This is a genomic window from Bradyrhizobium sp. Kon37 (assembly GCF_055807535.1).
Genome location: NZ_JBVVOY010000048.1, coordinates 1 through 15,483, shown reverse-complemented (window position 1 = coordinate 15,483; position 15,483 = coordinate 1). Strand labels below are relative to the sequence as shown.

General features: G+C 64.5%; 15 protein-coding genes and 1 tRNA gene. 7 read left to right on the top strand and 9 right to left on the bottom strand.

The features are described 5' to 3' along the window. The first annotated feature begins 294 nt into the window (after nt 1-294). The 6 genes from AC0L3J_RS36430 to AC0L3J_RS36405 are packed head-to-tail and all read left to right on the top strand — an operon-like array spanning nt 295 to nt 5,453. Nucleotides 295-1,002 (top strand): c-type cytochrome, encoded by a 708-nt coding sequence (locus AC0L3J_RS36430; protein WP_473350294.1) that lies wholly within the window; start codon nt 295-297, stop codon nt 1,000-1,002. A gap of 11 nt (nt 1,003-1,013) precedes the next feature. Next, on the top strand, nt 1,014-2,273 hold the full coding sequence (locus tag AC0L3J_RS36425) for a cytochrome c (RefSeq protein WP_473350295.1): 1,260 nt from the start codon (nt 1,014-1,016) through the stop codon (nt 2,271-2,273). A gap of 7 nt (nt 2,274-2,280) precedes the next feature. Continuing rightward, a complete protein-coding gene (locus AC0L3J_RS36420) occupies nt 2,281-2,457 on the top strand; it encodes a hypothetical protein (RefSeq protein ID WP_275172584.1) in 177 nt (58 codons plus the stop codon). After that, nucleotides 2,454-3,029 (top strand): cytochrome C oxidase subunit II, encoded by a 576-nt coding sequence (locus tag AC0L3J_RS36415; protein ID WP_473350293.1) that lies wholly within the window; start codon nt 2,454-2,456, stop codon nt 3,027-3,029. Before AC0L3J_RS36420 ends, AC0L3J_RS36415 begins: the two co-directional genes overlap by 4 nt. Continuing rightward, entirely contained in the window at nt 3,016-4,638 is a 1,623-nt protein-coding gene (locus AC0L3J_RS36410; RefSeq protein ID WP_473350292.1) for a b(o/a)3-type cytochrome-c oxidase subunit 1, read from the top strand. The genes AC0L3J_RS36415 and AC0L3J_RS36410 overlap by 14 nt, the downstream gene beginning before the upstream one ends. Further along, nucleotides 4,638-5,453, top strand: a complete 816-nt coding sequence (locus AC0L3J_RS36405) for a c-type cytochrome (RefSeq protein ID WP_473350291.1) — start codon at nt 4,638-4,640, stop codon at nt 5,451-5,453. Before AC0L3J_RS36410 ends, AC0L3J_RS36405 begins: the two co-directional genes overlap by 1 nt. Nucleotides 5,454-5,471: 18 nt before the next feature. Here AC0L3J_RS36405 and AC0L3J_RS36400 read toward each other — a convergent pair whose 3' ends face one another. Together AC0L3J_RS36400 and lipA are read right to left on the bottom strand one after the other, a co-directional pair. Then, nucleotides 5,472-5,942, bottom strand: a complete 471-nt coding sequence (locus AC0L3J_RS36400; RefSeq protein ID WP_354210325.1) for a type II toxin-antitoxin system RatA family toxin — start codon at nt 5,940-5,942, stop codon at nt 5,472-5,474. A gap of 6 nt (nt 5,943-5,948) precedes the next feature. Then, the gene (lipA, locus tag AC0L3J_RS36395) at nt 5,949-6,905 is read right to left on the bottom strand and encodes a lipoyl synthase (protein WP_473350290.1); all 957 of its coding nucleotides are present in this window, start codon (nt 6,903-6,905) and stop codon (nt 5,949-5,951) included. Nucleotides 6,906-7,035: 130 nt separating this feature from the next. Here lipA and AC0L3J_RS36390 point away from each other — a divergent pair, with 130 nt between their 5' ends. Next, the gene (locus AC0L3J_RS36390) at nt 7,036-7,638 is read left to right on the top strand and encodes a DNA-3-methyladenine glycosylase (RefSeq protein ID WP_473350289.1); all 603 of its coding nucleotides are present in this window, start codon (nt 7,036-7,038) and stop codon (nt 7,636-7,638) included. Nucleotides 7,639-7,640: 2 nt separating this feature from the next. On the opposite strand, the gene AC0L3J_RS36385 is transcribed toward AC0L3J_RS36390, so the two are convergent. The 7 genes from AC0L3J_RS36385 to AC0L3J_RS36355 form a co-directional block, all read right to left on the bottom strand. After that, nucleotides 7,641-10,517: a valine--tRNA ligase gene (locus AC0L3J_RS36385; protein WP_473350288.1), complete on the bottom strand. Its 2,877-nt coding sequence runs from the start codon at nt 10,515-10,517 to the stop codon at nt 7,641-7,643. 142 nt (nt 10,518-10,659) lie between these two features. Then, nucleotides 10,660-11,433, bottom strand: a complete 774-nt coding sequence (locus AC0L3J_RS36380) for a PopZ family protein (RefSeq protein ID WP_027517931.1) — start codon at nt 11,431-11,433, stop codon at nt 10,660-10,662. Nucleotides 11,434-11,738: 305 nt separating this feature from the next. Continuing rightward, complete coding sequence (locus AC0L3J_RS36375; protein ID WP_473350287.1) at nt 11,739-13,130, bottom strand: TolC family outer membrane protein; 1,392 nt, start codon at nt 13,128-13,130, stop codon at nt 11,739-11,741. 214 nt (nt 13,131-13,344) lie between these two features. Further along, nucleotides 13,345-14,007, bottom strand: a complete 663-nt coding sequence (locus AC0L3J_RS36370; protein WP_473350286.1) for a protein-L-isoaspartate O-methyltransferase family protein — start codon at nt 14,005-14,007, stop codon at nt 13,345-13,347. 138 nt (nt 14,008-14,145) lie between these two features. Beyond that, nucleotides 14,146-14,325 (bottom strand): hypothetical protein, encoded by a 180-nt coding sequence (locus tag AC0L3J_RS36365; RefSeq protein WP_007591158.1) that lies wholly within the window; start codon nt 14,323-14,325, stop codon nt 14,146-14,148. Between the two features lie 176 nt (nt 14,326-14,501). Further along, nucleotides 14,502-14,576: transfer RNA gene (locus AC0L3J_RS36360), tRNA-Asn, on the bottom strand. 134 nt (nt 14,577-14,710) lie between these two features. After that, nucleotides 14,711-15,079 (bottom strand): hypothetical protein, encoded by a 369-nt coding sequence (locus AC0L3J_RS36355; RefSeq protein WP_456764393.1) that lies wholly within the window; start codon nt 15,077-15,079, stop codon nt 14,711-14,713. Nucleotides 15,080-15,483 lie beyond the last annotated feature (404 nt).

The window sequence follows — 15,483 nt, the reverse complement described above, 5'->3', positions numbered from 1 at the left end:
TCGCACAGTGGACCGTGGGTGCCAGCCGGCACCCGGTCTTCCCTGCGCCCTCTGACGGAGGAGGACGTACGCACACGCAGACTCGGGCAGAAACTGTCGCGAGGCCGCCGCGTTATGTCCAGTTTTCAAAAAGCACGCAAACTTTGTCGAATCCGATCGGGATCGCAGATATCAACCGCGGCCAAACGTCGTGGCTTCTGTCTGAACTTGGCGTGGGAAAATTATTGGCGCAATAATGATCCGCTACGTTGCGGCCGGGAATCAACCCGGTCCTGTTTTCTGGAGGGCGACGGCGTGTTCGCTCGCTTCACTGCTCCGGCAATCGCCATTGCCATCCTGAGCGCCTTTGATGGTGCGGCCGCGCAAACCGCCAACCAGCCCCCGGATACGATGGCGGCGCGGGTGGAGGCCTGCACGCCGTGTCATGGTAACAAGGGCGAAGGCACCAGCGACGTCTATTTTCCGCGCCTCGCAGGCAAGCCGGCCGGTTATCTCTACAACCAGCTGCTCGCTTTCCGCAACGGCCGGCGCAAATACCCGCCGATGAATTATCTGCTGGAGTTCCTGCCCGATCCCTATCTGGAGGCGATGGCGGAATATTTTGCCAGCGAGCACCCGCCGCTGCCACCGCCGGCGCCGAGCGAAGTCAGCAAGGACGTCCTCGCGCACGGTGAGCTGCTCGCCACCAGCGGCGATGCCGGCCGCAACATTCCGGCTTGCGTCAGCTGCCATGGCCCTGGACTGACGGGGATGCAGCCCGGCATCCCCGGCCTGCTCGGCTTGCGCGCCAATTACATCAGCGCCCAGCTCGGCGGCTGGCGTTATGGCACCCGCACCGCGAAGTCGCCCGACTGCATGCAGCTCGTTGCCGGTCATCTGACCGAGGCCGACGTCACCGCTGTCGCGGCCTGGCTCGCGACGCGGCCGGCGCCAGCGAATCCGGCTCCCGTACCGAATGGCACCTACGCGCTGCCCTTCGGCTGCGGCAGCCAGCCCAACTGACGAGGCGGATGATGGGCTTCAAATTGTCGATCAAGCTCCTGTCGATCAAGTTGCTCGCCCTCGCCGCGTTCACCACGGCAGCGGCAGCGCAGGACAAGGACAAGACTAGCGACATCATCGCGCGTGGGGAATATCTGGCTCGTGCCGGCGACTGCACCGCCTGCCACACCGCGCCGGAAGGACGTCTGTTTGCCGGCGGCCGTGCCATGCCGACACCGTTCGGCACGCTGTACACCTCCAACATCACGCCCGATCCGGAGACCGGCATCGGCAAGTGGAGTGCCGAGGACTTCTACAAGACCATGCACAGCGGCCGCTTCCCGGATGGCGGACTGATCTACCCCGCGATGCCGTTTGCGTCCTACACCAAGGTCACGCGCGCGGACAGCGACGCGATCTTCGCCTATCTGCGCTCGATCGCGCCGGTGAACCAGAAGAACAAGCCGCACGAATTGCGTTTCCCTTACGACAACCGCCAGCTTATTCTCGGCTGGCGCACTCTGTTCTTCAGCGAGGGCGAGTTCAAGCCCGATCCGAAGAAATCAGCGGAATGGAATCGCGGCGCCTATCTGGTCGAGGGCCTCGGCCATTGCGGCATGTGCCATTCGCCGATCAACGCGCTCGGCGGCACCTCGCAATCCGACGCGTTCAAAGGCGGCCTGATCCCGATGCAGAACTGGTACGCGCCCTCGCTGACGTCGAACCGTGAGGCCGGGCTCGGCGACTGGAGCATCAAGGACATCACGGATCTGCTGCAGACCGGCGTCTCCATGCGTGGCGTGGTCTACGGTCCCATGGCCGAGGTCGTGCACAACAGCCTGCAATATCTCGATGACGCGGACACCAGGGCGATGGCCGTGTACCTCAAGGGCATCGCGGAGCCCTCGCCTCCGCCGGCCGCAAGCTCGGCGCTGCCGACCAGCGAGAGCAGCCTTCTGATCAGCCTTGGCAAGACCGTCTACGACAAGAACTGCGCGAGCTGTCATGGTGCGCAGGGCGAGGGCAAGCCGCCGCACTGGCCGCCGCTCGCCAACAACCAGTCGATCGAGATGCAGTCGGCGGTCAACCCGATCCGCATGGTGCTCAATGGCGGTTATCCGCCGGGCACCAAGGGCAATCCCATGCCCTACGGCATGCCGCCCTTCGCCGGCCTCCTCTCCGACAACGAGGTCGCCGCCGTCGTCTCCTACATCCGCACCGCCTGGGGCAATCGTGGCACGCCGGTCTCGGCGCGCGAGGCCAACGAGCTGCGCTCGGCACCGCTGAACTGAGGGCCCCATGTTCAACTCCGATCCGCCAACCAGCCCAGCCGCCGCCGACCAGGCCATCGAGGAGGTCGTGGCGCAGGGCCCGTCCGGCGCGATCGTGGTCGCCGGCATCGCAACAGCCTGCGTGGTCGCGATGTGGTTCGCTTTCTATCTGTTCGTGTTCCTGCCGCGCGGCTCGCTGCAATGAGCGTCGAGGGAGCCCACAGCAACGGCAGCGCCAGCGCCGAGGTTGCAGCCCGCGTCGAGCGGCGCTGGGCCACCATCGCCGTGATCATCGTCGTGATGATGGCGCTGCTGGCGGCATTTGCCGGTATCCATCGCGCGACCATGCCGCAACCGCGCGTCGAGACCACCGATCCCTCGCGGCTGCATCTGACTGGCGAGTTCGTCGAAAGCAATCTCGGCAGCGTGCTGGAAGCCAACGGCAATGTCACCGTGCGCGCGATCGGCCAGCAATATTCGTTCACGCCGGCCTGCATCGTGGTGCCCGTGGACACGCCGATCACGCTGCGCGCCACCAGCGCCGATGTCGTCCACGGCATCCTGATCCAGGGCACCAATGTCAACACCATGCTGGTGCCGGGCTACATCTCCGAGCAGCTCATGCGCTTTACGAAGAGCGGCGACTATCTGATGCCTTGCCAGGAGTTTTGCTCCTTCGGCCACGAGGGCATGTGGGGCAAGGTCAAGGTGATCGACAAGACGGACTTCGCGAACCGCGCGAAGGGTGGCGGGAGGCTGAGCTGTGTTGGTCAATAGAAAGCTCATCCTCGCCCATTTCTGGCTGGCCTTCGCGGTATTCGGCATCGCGCTCACGCTCGGCGCCTGGCAGATGTTCATCCGCAGCCCGATCGGCACATGGCTGTCCAATCCCGAGCTCTATTACCGCTCGCTGACCGCGCACGGCACGGTGATGGGCTATGTCTTCCCGACGCTGGTCGCGATGGGCTTTGGCTATGCCATCAGCGAGTCCGCGCTGGAGCAGCGGCTGGTCGGCGTGCGCTGGGCCTGGGCCGGATTCTGGCTGATTGTGGTCGGCGCGATCATGGCGATGGTCCCGGTCGGGCTCGGCCGCGCCTCGGTGCTCTACACCTTCTACCCGCCGCTGATCGGAAACGTCTTCTACTACCTCGGCGTCGTGCTGGTCGTGGTCGGCTCCTGGATCTGGGTCGCGCTGATGTCGCTCAATCTGCGCGTCTGGCGCAAGGCCCATCCCGGCGCGCCGGTGCCGCTGGCGATGTTCGCCAATGTCGCGGGCTCGTATCTGTGGGCCTGGACCGCGGTCGGCGCAGCGCTCGAGCTGCTGCTTCACATCATTCCGGTCGCGGCGGGGCTGAAGGCCACCATCGACGCCGGCCTTGCGCGCGTGTTCTTCTCCTGGACGCTGCACGCCATCGTCTATTTCTGGCTGATGCCGACCTACATCGCCTATTACACCATCGTGCCGCGCGCCATCGGCGGCCGTATCTATTCCGACAGCATGGCGCGGATTTCCTTCATCCTGTTCCTGGTGGTGGCGATGCCGATCGGCATGCACCACACCTTCGCGGATCCGCAGGTCGGCGCCGGCTTCAAGTTCATCCATTCGGCTTTCACGGCGCTGGTCGCGCTGCCTACGCTGCTGACCGTGTTCACGATCTGCGCCTCCGTCGAGATCGCGGCGCGCCTGCGCGGCGGCCGCGGCATGTTCGGCTGGATCAGGGCCCTGCCCTGGGACAATCCGATGATGCTGGCGCTGGCCTTTTCATTCGTCATGCTCGGCTTCGGCGGCGCCGGCGGCCTCATCAACATGAGCTATCAGCTCGATGCGTCGATCCACAACACGCAGTGGATCACCGGCCATTTCCACCTGATCTTCGGCGGCGCCATCGTGATCATGTATTTTGCGATCGCCTACGATCTGTGGCCGCATCTGACAGGACGCGAGCTGATCGATGTCCGCCTGATCCGCACCCAGCTCTGGCTGTGGTTCATCGGCATGATCGTCACGACCTTTCCCTGGCACTGGGTCGGTATTCTCGGCATGCCGCGCCGCATGGCCTATTTCGACTTCGGCGATCCCGCGATCGCGCCGCAGGCCCTCTCGGTCACCCTCTCGGCCATCGGCGGCTTCATCCTGCTGGTGTCGGGCATCCTATTCATCGTTGTCCTGGCTCGCGGCATGCGCGCGCCGCGGGTCGACGCCGGCCCCTATCGCTTCGCGTTGGCGGTGCACCAGCCCACAACGGTCCCCGTCGCGCTCAACACTCACGCGCTGTGGGTGGCGCTGATGATCGCGCTCACCCTCACCAATTACGGCTATCCGATCCTGAATCTGGCGCTGAGCGAGGGCACGTCGGTGCCGGCCGTCTATGTGGGAGCGCAGTGATGAGTGCGCGTGAGCTCTTCACCCTCACCAATCGTCATTTCAAGACGAGTGTCGGCATCACGGCCGCGATCTTCGTCGTGACGGCGATTGCGGGTTTCATCGTGCTGCCCTTTGCGCAGCCCTGGGTTCAGTTCGCCGACGTCTGGGACGCGATCTGCAGCGCTGCCGGTGTGCCGCAACGCGCAGCGAGCGTGACTGCGCCAGAGCAGAGCAAGCGCCTGTCGGGGGTCGTGCTGACGTCGAACACGCTGTCACGCCCGAGCCAGGAGGCGATCGGGCGCGGCGCCACGCTGGCGCAGCGTTGCGCGATTTGTCACGGTCCGACCGGTGTCAGCCGCGCGGATTCGCCCAATCTCGCCGGCCAGTACGCGGCCGTGATCTACAAGGAGCTGCATGATTTCCGCACCGGCGCGCGCGCCAACGCCGTGATGTCGCCGTTCGCCGTCAATTTGACGGACCAGGAGATCGCGGATCTCTCGAACTATTACGCTTACCTGCCGCGACTGCCGGCCTATCACCCGACGCCGCAATTGCCCAAGCCAAACATTGTGATCTACGGCGCACCGATGCGCGGCATCGCGCCCTGCGGCGCCTGCCACGGCAGTCTCGACAACAAGACCGGCAGCCCGTGGCTCGAAGGCCAGTCCGAAGCCTACATGAAGGCGCAGCTGCAGGCCTTCGCCTCAGGCGAGCGCCGCAACGATATCAGTCAGCAAATGCGCAACATCGCGCGTGCGATGACCCCGCAGGAAATCGAGCAGGCCGCAGCGTATTATGCCTCGCAGCCGCCGGATATCGTGAAGGCGGTGGATTGAGACGGGCTCGTAGCACCACTACGACGACGCCAGCTTCCGCCGTCCGTAGATCGCATCCGCCCGCTTCTCGAACGCGATGGAAAATCGCGCGAACGCGGCGTCGAACATCGAGCCCATCAGGAGCGCCAGCATGCGGCTCTTGAACTCGTAGGCGAGGAAGAAACCGACGTCGCAAACGCTCTCGCCTTTGGACTCGAACGTCCAGCGGTTTTCCAGATTGCTGAAGGGACCTTGCAGATATTCGACCAGGATCTTCAAATTGGCGCGGTCGAGCGTCACGCGGCTGGTGAAGGATTCCCTGACCAGCTTGAACGACACCGTCATGTCCGCGACCAGCACCTCGGTGCCGTCGGGTTTCGCCATGCGCTGACGGACCTTCAGCGCGCTGCACAGCGGCACGAACTCCGGGTAGCGCTCGACGTCGGCGACCAGATCAAACATCTCGGACGCGCTGTGATCGACACGGCGCTTGCTCGAAAAATTGGGCATGGCGATTCAGCGGGCGCTTGCTGCCCGCGCGGCCTTCAGTTTCGCAAAATCCTCGCCGGCATGATGCGACGAACGGGTGAGCGGGCTCGCCGACACCATCAGGAAGCCCTTGGTGTAGGCGACCTTCTCGTAGGACGAAAACTCGTCCGGCGGCACGTAGCGCATCACGGCGTGATGCTTGCGGGTCGGCTGGAGATATTGCCCGATGGTCAGGAAATCGACGTCGGCGGAACGCAGATCGTCCATCACCTGCTGCACCTCGTGGCGCTCCTCACCGAGCCCGACCATGATGCCGGACTTGGTGAAGATGGTGGGATCGAGCTCCTTGACCCGCTGCAGCAGCCGTATCGAATGGAAATAGCGCGCGCCTGGCCGCACCGTGAGATAGCACGACGGCACGGTCTCGAGATTGTGGTTGAACACGTCGGGCTTCGCCGCGACGACGACCTCCAGCGCCCCCTCCTTGCGCAGGAAATCGGGCGTCAGGATCTCGATCGTGGTCGAGGGGCACGCGGCGCGGATCGCGCGGATGGTCTGGGCGAAATGCTCGGCGCCGCCGTCAGTGAGATCGTCGCGGTCGACGGAGGTGATGACGACATGGGCAAGCCCGAGCTTGGCCACGGCCTCGCCGACGTTGTGCGGCTCGGCCGCGTCGAGCGCGTTCGGCATGCCGGTCTTGACGTTGCAAAAGGCACAGGCGCGGGTGCAGGTGTCGCCCATGATCATGAAGGTCGCGTGCTTCTTGTCCCAGCACTCGCCGATATTCGGGCAGCCCGCCTCCTCGCACACCGTATGCAGGCCGTTGGCGCGCACGATGTTGCGGGTGTCGGCATAGCCGCGGGTGTTGGGGGCGCGTACGCGGATCCAGTCCGGCTTCGGCGGCGAAGCGGAATCGGGCCGATTCACCTTTTCGGGGTGACGTGGGCGCAGCGGGTTCGAGATGGTATCGACAATAACGACCATGGGGTGTCCGGTCTGACCAAGTCCTACCTAGTCGGTCTGGCCGGGCATCGCAACCCGGCTCGCCCCGCTTCAGGGAACATGGCAGATATGGGCAATATCCTGCTCTGTTCTCTGGCGATTCTCACCTCGAATGGCTCCAGTCTCGAAACCCTCCACACCCCGGCTTGGCAAAGCGCTGAAGCGTGCCTTTTTCGCGCGCAGCGTCCACGAGGTCGCGCCCGACTTGATCGGTGCGACCATGCTTGTCGACGGCGTCGGCGGGATCATCGTCGAGGTCGAGGCCTATCATCATACCGAGCCGGCGGCACACTCCTACAATGGCCCCACGCCGCGGAACCAGGTGATGTTCGGCCCGCCCGGCTTTGCCTATGTCTACCGCTCCTACGGCATCCACTGGTGCGTGAACTTCGTCTGCGAGGAAGAAGGCTCGGCCAGCGCCGTGCTGATCCGCGCGTTGGAGCCGACCCACGGCTTGGCTGCGATGCGCCGCCGCCGCCATCTCCAGGATTTGCACGCGTTGTGCTCGGGCCCGGGCAAGTTGACAGAAGCGCTCGGCATCACCATCGCGCACAATGCCTTGTCCCTGGACCGTCCGCCGATCGCGCTGCATGCGCGGACGGAGGATCTGGAGGTCGTGGCCGGAATCCGGATCGGCATCACCAAGGCCGTCGAGCTGCCCTGGCGCTATGGCGTCAGGGGTTCGAAATTCCTCAGCAAGCCGTTTCCGAAATAAGCCTACAAGGCCTGCTTCAGCCGCTCCAACGCCTCGAGCAGCTTGGCCTTGCGGGCGAGCGCAGCCTCGCGCTTTTCGCGCTCCTCCTCGACGACCTCCTCGGCCGCATTGGCGACGAATTTCTCGTTCGCCAGCTTGGACTCCGCGCGTTTGATGTCGGAATCGGCCTTCCCGATTTCCTTGTCGAGACGCGTGCGCTCGGCGGCGACGTCGATCACGCCCTTCAGCGGCAGCGCAGCCACCTCACCTCGCACCAGGAGCTGGACCGCGCCGTCGGGCGCACGGTCGGCGAAGGAGATGTCCGACAGCCGCGCCATGCGCTTGATGACGTCGCTCCAGCGCGGCGCGCGCTCCTTCGTTTCGGCCGAGGCACTCGCGAGCACCAGCGCAGTCAGGGTCGCCGGTGGAATGTTCATCTCGGCGCGCACCGAACGGATCTGCGTGACGAGATCGATCACCCAGCCGATCTCGGCCTCGGCCGCGGGATCGGTGAAGTCGGCGTGGTCGAAGATCGGCAGTACCCAAACCGGCGAGACGAGCGCGTCGGTCGGCCCCGTCGTCGCCGCGAGCATCGCAAGCTGCTCCGGCGTCGGCCCGGCCGGCTTCAGCGGCCACGGTGCCAGCGCGAGCAGACCGTCGCGCTTGGCCGTCACCTCCCACAGCTCCTCGGTGATGAAGGGCATGAAGGGGTGCAGCAGCTTCAGGATCTCGTCGCGCGCCCATGCCACCATGGCGCGGGTCTCGGCCTTGGCAGGGCTGTCGGGACCGAGCAGCACGGGTTTTGCGAGCTCGAGATACCAGTCGCAATAGACGTTCCAGACGAAGCGGTAGATGCTGCCGGCGGCGTCGTTGAAGCGATAGGCCTCGATCGCCTCGGTCACCTCGCGCGTGGTGTGCGCACTCTCATGCGCGATCCAGCGGTTCAGCGTCTCCTTCGCCTTCGCCGGCTCGAAACCCTCCGGCACGGCGCAATGGTTCATCTCCGCAAAGCGCGACGCATTCCAGAGCTTGGTCGCGAAATTGCGATAGCCCTCGACCCGGCTGGTGGCGAGCTTGATGTCGCGCCCCTGCGCGGCCATCGCGGCCAGCGTGAAGCGCAGCGCGTCCGCGCCATATTGGTCGATCAGGCTGAGCGGATCGATGACGTTGCCCTTCGACTTCGACATCTTGGCGCCCTTCTCGTCACGGACGAGGGCGTGGATGTAGATCGTCGAGAACGGCACCTCCTTCATGAAGTGCAGGCCCATCATCATCATGCGGGCGACCCAGAAGAAGATGATGTCGAAGCCCGTCACCAGCGCGTTGGTCGGGTAGTAGCGCTGCACTTCCGGCGCGTCCGCGGGCCAGCCGAGGGTCGAGAACGGCCACAGCGCCGAGGAGAACCAGGTGTCGAGCACGTCCTCGTCGCGCGTGATGAAGCCGTCACGCTTGTTGCGGTCGAGCGCCATCTCGCGGCCCTGCTCGACCGTGATGACTTCCTGCTCGACGTAATAGCCGAGGGCGTGGCTGACGGCCTCCTCTTCGGTCTCGGCGACGAACACCTTGCCGTCAGGACCGTACCAGGCCGGAATCTGGTGGCCCCACCAGAGCTGGCGCGAGATGCACCAGGGCTGGATGTTCTCCATCCACTCGAAATAGGTCTTTTCCCAATTCTTCGGTACGAAGGTGGTTTCGCCCGACCGCACTGCGGCCATCGCGGGCTTCGCCAGCGTCTTGGCGTCGACATACCATTGGTCGGTGAGATAGGGCTCGATCACCGTGCCGGAGCGGTCGCCATGCGGCACCATGTGGGTGTGGGGCTCGATCCGCTCGACGAAGCCGAACGATTCCAGCCGCTCGACGATGCGCTTGCGCGCTGCAAAGCGATCGAGCTTGTTGAACTCCTCGGCGAACTGCGCGGCACCTTCCGGCAGGTCGCGCAGATAATCCTCGTTGTCGAGGAGATCGAGGCAACCTTCCTTGTCGATGACGCTGATCCGGGCGAGGCCATGGCGATTGCCGACCTCGAAGTCGTTGAAGTCGTGCGCCGGTGTCACCTTGACCGCGCCCGAGCCCTTCTCCGGATCGGAATAATCGTCGGCGACGATCCGGATCTTGCGGCCGACCAGCGGCAGGATCACGTTCTTGCCGACCAGCTTCTGATAGCGTTCGTCTTCGGGATGCACGGCGACGCCGGTATCGCCGAGCATGGTCTCCGGGCGCGTGGTGGCAACGACGATGAAGCTCGAGGGATCCTCGGGGTTGAAAGTCTTGCCCTCGATCGGATAGCGCAGGTACCAGAGGCTGCCCTTGACCTCGGTCTGCTGCACTTCGAGATCGGAGATCGCGGTGAGCAGCTTGGTGTCCCAGTTCACCAGCCGCTTGTCCTTGTAGATCAGGCCGTCGCGGTGCAGCTCGACGAACACCTTGACCACGGCCTTGGAGAGGCCCTCGTCCATGGTGAAGCGTTCGCGCGACCAGTCGCAGGAGGCGCCGAGCCGCTTGAGCTGGTTGATGATGGTGTCGCCGCTCTCGGCCTTCCACTGCCAGACCCGCTCCAGAAACTTCTCGCGGCCCATCTCGCGACGGCTGGGCTGCTGGCGCTCCATCAGCTGCCGCTCGACCACCATCTGGGTGGCGATGCCGGCATGGTCGGTGCCGGGCTGCCACAGCACGTCGCGACCGCGCATGCGCTCGAACCGGCACAGGATGTCCTGGAGCGTGTTGTTGAGCGCGTGGCCCATGTGCAGCGAGCCCGTCACGTTCGGCGGCGGGATCACGATGGTAAAGGGCACTGCGTCGCGACGGTCCGGGCGGCCGGCCTTGAAGGCAAGGCTGTCCTCCCACACGACGGACATGCGGGCTTCGATATCGGCGGGCTGGTAATTTTTCTCGATCATGGCGCTGTTAGAAAGCCGCGCACGGGGTCCAAGTCAACGGACAAGTCAACGGAAAGCCAGGCGGCAACAAAGCTTTCCGGGTCCGGTCGGAAGACCGAATATGACGCACAAGCAGGGCCTTATGAGGGCTCTGCGGCCTGATTTACCTGCCGCCGCGCGATACCCGCTCGATTTCGGCCTTCACGATGCGTTCGACGAGGCCGGGCAAATTGTCATCCAGCCAGGATTTCAGCATCGGACGCAGCATCTCCTTGACCAGATCCTCCAGGGTTCGCGCATTGCTGCTGAGCACCGTGTGGGCCAGGGAATTGAAGGCGGATTCGACCGCGGAGACCGTCGATTGCGCCAGGATCGGCTGTTGGGGCGGCAGTGGCGGCGCATCGAAGTCCACCGGCGCATAGGATGCCGGCGTCGGACGCGGCGGTGGCGATTCGGCGAATTCGAGATCGTCGCGCGGCTCGACCTTGCGGAAGCTCGGCGGCGGCGGAGACGGCGTTGGCTCCATCGCCAGCGCCATATCGTCGGTCAATTCCAGCACGTCGGGCTCAGGTTCGGGCTCCGGCTCGGGAGCGCGGATTTCCGGCGCAGCGGTGGCCGTGTCGAGGCCCGCCAGTAGCGCGTCGATGTCGTCCTGATTGTTGGATGCATCCGCCTCGGGTGCGGGGGCCGGCGGCGCTGCCGGCTTTGCGGCCGGAGCCGGTGCGGGCTTCTCGGCGGCCGGTTTGGGCGGCGCGACCTTGGATGGCGGAATATCGTTGATCGCCTGCGGCTTCGGCGGCGCGGCGGGGGCGGCAGCTTTCTCGGGCTTGGCAGCATCCGCCGGCGGCGGCTTGGCCTCGTCGTCGGCAATGATGCGCCGGATCGAGGCCAGAATCTCCTCCATCGAGGGTTCTGTGACCTTTGCAGGCTGCGTCATCTCCGACTCCACATCATCAACGCCCTCGCATGCGTTGTTTTACACCAAGCACGACAGGATTGGCCGGTTCCGGATGGGTGGCCCGACATTTTCGTCACGGCAGCCCGACTTGTCCCCAGATGACGGCTCAACGTGCAGCGGTGCGCCCCTGCCCTCGGCACTCATGCTTTACGCACACGGCATCGGATGCAGAGCGAATCGACCCGCATCTTCTTGGCAAGGCTATGTCAGGGATTTTGCTGATTGCAAGCAAAGCACCGGTCGGCCTCGGCTATTTGCGAGGCCGACCGGATGACTACGGGACTCTAGCGTCCGTCAGGCGTGCGTACGCCGGCCCAGCTGTCGCGAACCTGCTGGTAGTGGACGCTGGGATCGTAGACCGTGGTGTTGAGGCCGAGGACTTGCGGCGCGAGACGGCCGACCGCATTGAGCACCGAATAGGAAGCCACCACGCGGTCATGCTGGGCCGTGACGAGCGCCACGCGCGCGTTGACCAGTGCCTGCTGCGCGTTGAGCACGTCCAGCGTGGTGCGCTGGCCGGCCTTCGCTTCTTCGCGCACGCCGTTCAGCGCGATCTCGGAGGCCGTGACCTGCGCCTGCGCAGATTGCACCTGCGCCTTGCCGGCTTCCAACTGGCCCCAGGCCTGCACGACGTTGGCGCGGGTCTGATCGCGGGTGGTTTCGAGATTCAGGCGCTGCTGCGCCAGGTTCTCTTTCGATTGGCGGATGAGCGCATATTCAGCGCCGCCCTGATAGATCGGCACGGAGGCGGTCGCGATGGCGGAAGCGGTCGTCGTTCGGAAGACCGTCAGGGTCTGCTGGTATGACTGGGTGATGCCAGCCTGAACCGTGAGGGTCGGCAGCAGCGCGCCTTCGTTGATCTTGACCTGAAGATAATTGACATCGATGCCGAACATCGAGGCCGTGACGTTGGGGTTCTCCACCAGGCTGAGACCGACGGCGGAGGCGAGCGTCCCGGGCAGGAAACGATCGACGGGCGAGCCCGGCGCAAGGTTCGTCGGCTCATTGCCGATGATCCGGCGGAAATTCGCGCGCGTCGTTGTGAGATTCGATTCGGCAGTCAGTGCCTGGGTCCTGCCGGCCGCGAGCTGCGCTTCGGATTGCGCCACGTCCGTGCGCGTCACTTCGCCGACATTGAAGCGATCGCGGGTCTGCTTGAGCGTCTGTTCGAGCACGCGCACGTTGCTGCGCTGAACTTCGAGGGTGGCGGAGTCACGAAGATAATCCATGTAGCTGGTGGCAGCCTGCAACAGGACCGTCTGCTCGAGCACGCGCAACGCCTCGCGGGATCCCGAGACCTGGCTCTCCGCCACGCGCGTCCTGTTGGCGGTCTGATTGCCGTTGTAGAGCGTCTGGTTGATGGTCAGGCTGGCGCTGTTGGGCTGAAGGGGCGGGTCGCTATGGATCGGCAGGCCCTTCTGCTGCTGCTGAATGTCCTGATATTGATAGCCGGTGCTGAGGTTGACCCCGACCTTGGGCCGATAACCCGACAGCGCCTGCGGCACGTTCTCGTCAGTCGAGCGCACCTGGGCGCGCTGCGCATTGAGCTGCGGATTGTTCTGATAGGCGCGCACCAGCGCAGCCTCGATCGTATCCGCCAAGGCAGGCGTCGGCGCGACAAGCGCCAGCAGCAGGACCGAAACCGCTGCTCCGGTGAAGAGCTTCACCCCATGCATCCAAAAATTCCGTTCATTCTAACGCCCGGCTCGTGCCCGCGAGCTGGGTTACCGTCTACGAGTGGAGTCGTTGCCCCGTCGCAACATAGGACGCGGTCAAGCGCGACGGAACTACCTGAGGGTGGTTCTCAGTGGAAACTCTTCACGTGCAGCATCCCGGCCACACTTCTGATTCAGAACGGGATTTTAACGGGCTAAAGCCGCTATCGGGCCGTCAGAAGACGAAGGCGGCGGCCCGTTCCAGCCCGGGAAGGACCGGGGCCGCGGCATCGAACAGCGCCCGATGGCCGAATTCGCCGTGGGTATGGGTCACGATCATGGCGCGCGGCGGCCTGGATTCGGCCGAAACCCCCAACAGGCGCCCACCCTCCTTGAGCTGCCCGAGCAGCCCTGCCGGCGTCACCTCGGTGGCGCCGTTGAGGACGATCACATCATAGGGGCCAGCAGCGACATCACCCTCGGGGCAGGCCGTGGCCTTGCAGGTCACGTTGGCGAGCCCGAGGCCGGCGAAGGCGTCCTTGGCCTTCGCCGCCAAAGCCGAATCGCATTCCGTCGCGGTGACCTGGCGGGCGAGCTTGGCGGTCAGCGCAGCGAGATAGCCCGTGGCGCAGCCGACGACCAGCACGTTGTCATCCTCGCCGATCTCGGCGGCCTGGAGCAGCTTGCCGGTCAGCTGCGGCTTGATCAGGAACCGCTGGGCGCCGCCCTCGCTGACGTCGAGATCGAGGTCGAGATAGGCCAATGCCTGCCGGCTGGCCGGCACGAAGGCCTCGCGCGGAACCGTGAGCATGGCGTCGAGAACACGACGGTCGGTAACGTCACTGGTGCGCACCTGGCCATCGACCATTTTTAGGCGCGCCGTCGAGAAAACGGACATTTGCGGACCCTGCAAGGCGGACGATGCCGCGGACGAAAGTTGGCGGCATCTTTGGAACAGGCCCTGCGAAAACGCAACATGGCTTTGGCCCAGCGAACCGGGCCTTTCCGCAACTCGCAACGTCCAGGGTCAGCCGGCCTATTCGATCGTGACGGCGAGGCGGCCGATCAAGGCGGCGACTTCATCCAGCCGTGCCGAATCGTGGGTCTCGACCGCGCGCGCCAGACAGGCGAGGCATTCGTCGTCGCTGAGTTCGGGGATGTCCGCCGGCAGAATGGAGGGAGCCAGCGGGGAACGGTCGACCTGGATGTCTCGCATGGGAATCAGCTCCGTAAAGGACCGGCCTCTGGAAGCTCGATTTCAATTGAGTCGTTTTGGCGTCGCCGCGGAGGATACGGGCTCGTCACGGTACACATCTAATTGAGAATTTGCCGCAACGAGATCGCACGCCAGATTAGAGTCTGGACGCAAGTTATTGAAGATGAAGCGGAATTTGGCTCCCCGGGCTGGATTCGAACCAGCGACCATCCGATTAACAGTCGGATGCTCTACCGCTGAGCTACCGAGGAAAAGGGCGAACCCGTCGTTCGCGCGCGGCTGCGTATAACAAAGCCGCTTGCGCTTGCAAAGGACGAATTCGCCATCTCGCACATTGCGGCGAGGAAGGGCGCGTGGCCCCTCCTCCGCCTGGTCTCAGGTCAAGTTACTCGGCGACGAACGAAGTGGTCTTGGTGCCGGAATCGTAGCGCAGCCGAAGCGCGGTGAACTTGCAGAGGTTGACGTTCTTCCAGAGCACGGTCTCGTCATAGTTCTGCCAGTCGACGCGGACGTTCCAGACGCATCCCTCGTCGTCATCGTCGAACTCGACATAGGTGCTCGCCTGGTTCTGCAAAACCTTGTCCAGCTCGTTGTCCCATTCGTCCATGCCATCGTCCGGGGCGTTGAAGCCCAGGAATTTGATCGCATAACCGGTCTCGTTGACGACAGTGACGTTGCGCGCGTCGGCCGCGAAAGACGGCGCGGCGGCCATCGATAGACCGACCGCGATCAGTGCAGACAGAAAATACTTCATATGAAATTCCCCCGATCGAAACGGGCTTTCGGTGCCTGACGTCGATCGGCGCAGGCGCCGCGGCAACCAATGGCGTTGCCTCGAAGGATTCGTCGGAGGCGCAATCGAAAGGTTCAAGACGCGATCGATCCGCCTCCGGCGCGTTGCACGACGCGAGACGCGCAACGAGCCAATTCTTATCGATTCGAATTCTCCGCAGCAATGAACCGGCATTCATAGATCGGCGCGGCTTGCTGTCTCCGGCGCGGCGCCGGCACCGTGCGGAATGTGATTTTCGTCGCAGGCACAGCTTCGCGCCCTCGCGGCTTGGCTCGCCCGAGCTTTGCTTCGTCTCGTCCACCCTCCTCCGTCAGAGGGCGCAGGGAAGGCCGGGTGCCGGCTGGCACCCACGGTCCACTGTGCGG

Excerpts from the sequence above, each read along its gene's own strand:
- AC0L3J_RS36425 (WP_473350295.1), top strand. The coding sequence starts at position 1,014 with ATGGGCTTCAAATTGTCGATCAAGCTCCTGTCGATCAAGTTGCTCGCC.
- AC0L3J_RS36420 (WP_275172584.1), top strand. The coding sequence starts at position 2,281 with ATGTTCAACTCCGATCCGCCAACCAGCCCAGCCGCCGCCGACCAGGCC.
- AC0L3J_RS36415 (WP_473350293.1), top strand. The coding sequence starts at position 2,454 with ATGAGCGTCGAGGGAGCCCACAGCAACGGCAGCGCCAGCGCCGAGGTT.
- AC0L3J_RS36405 (WP_473350291.1), top strand. The coding sequence starts at position 4,638 with ATGAGTGCGCGTGAGCTCTTCACCCTCACCAATCGTCATTTCAAGACG.
- AC0L3J_RS36400 (WP_354210325.1), bottom strand. The coding sequence starts at position 5,942 with ATGCCCAATTTTTCGAGCAAGCGCCGTGTCGATCACAGCGCGTCCGAG.
- lipA (WP_473350290.1), bottom strand. The coding sequence starts at position 6,905 with ATGGTCGTTATTGTCGATACCATCTCGAACCCGCTGCGCCCACGTCAC.
- AC0L3J_RS36390 (WP_473350289.1), top strand. The coding sequence starts at position 7,036 with ATGGCTCCAGTCTCGAAACCCTCCACACCCCGGCTTGGCAAAGCGCTG.
- AC0L3J_RS36385 (WP_473350288.1), bottom strand. The coding sequence starts at position 10,517 with ATGATCGAGAAAAATTACCAGCCCGCCGATATCGAAGCCCGCATGTCC.
- AC0L3J_RS36380 (WP_027517931.1), bottom strand. The coding sequence starts at position 11,433 with ATGACGCAGCCTGCAAAGGTCACAGAACCCTCGATGGAGGAGATTCTG.
- AC0L3J_RS36375 (WP_473350287.1), bottom strand. The coding sequence starts at position 13,130 with ATGCATGGGGTGAAGCTCTTCACCGGAGCAGCGGTTTCGGTCCTGCTG.
- AC0L3J_RS36370 (WP_473350286.1), bottom strand. The coding sequence starts at position 14,007 with ATGTCCGTTTTCTCGACGGCGCGCCTAAAAATGGTCGATGGCCAGGTG.
- AC0L3J_RS36365 (WP_007591158.1), bottom strand. The coding sequence starts at position 14,325 with ATGCGAGACATCCAGGTCGACCGTTCCCCGCTGGCTCCCTCCATTCTG.
- AC0L3J_RS36355 (WP_456764393.1), bottom strand. The coding sequence starts at position 15,079 with ATGAAGTATTTTCTGTCTGCACTGATCGCGGTCGGTCTATCGATGGCC.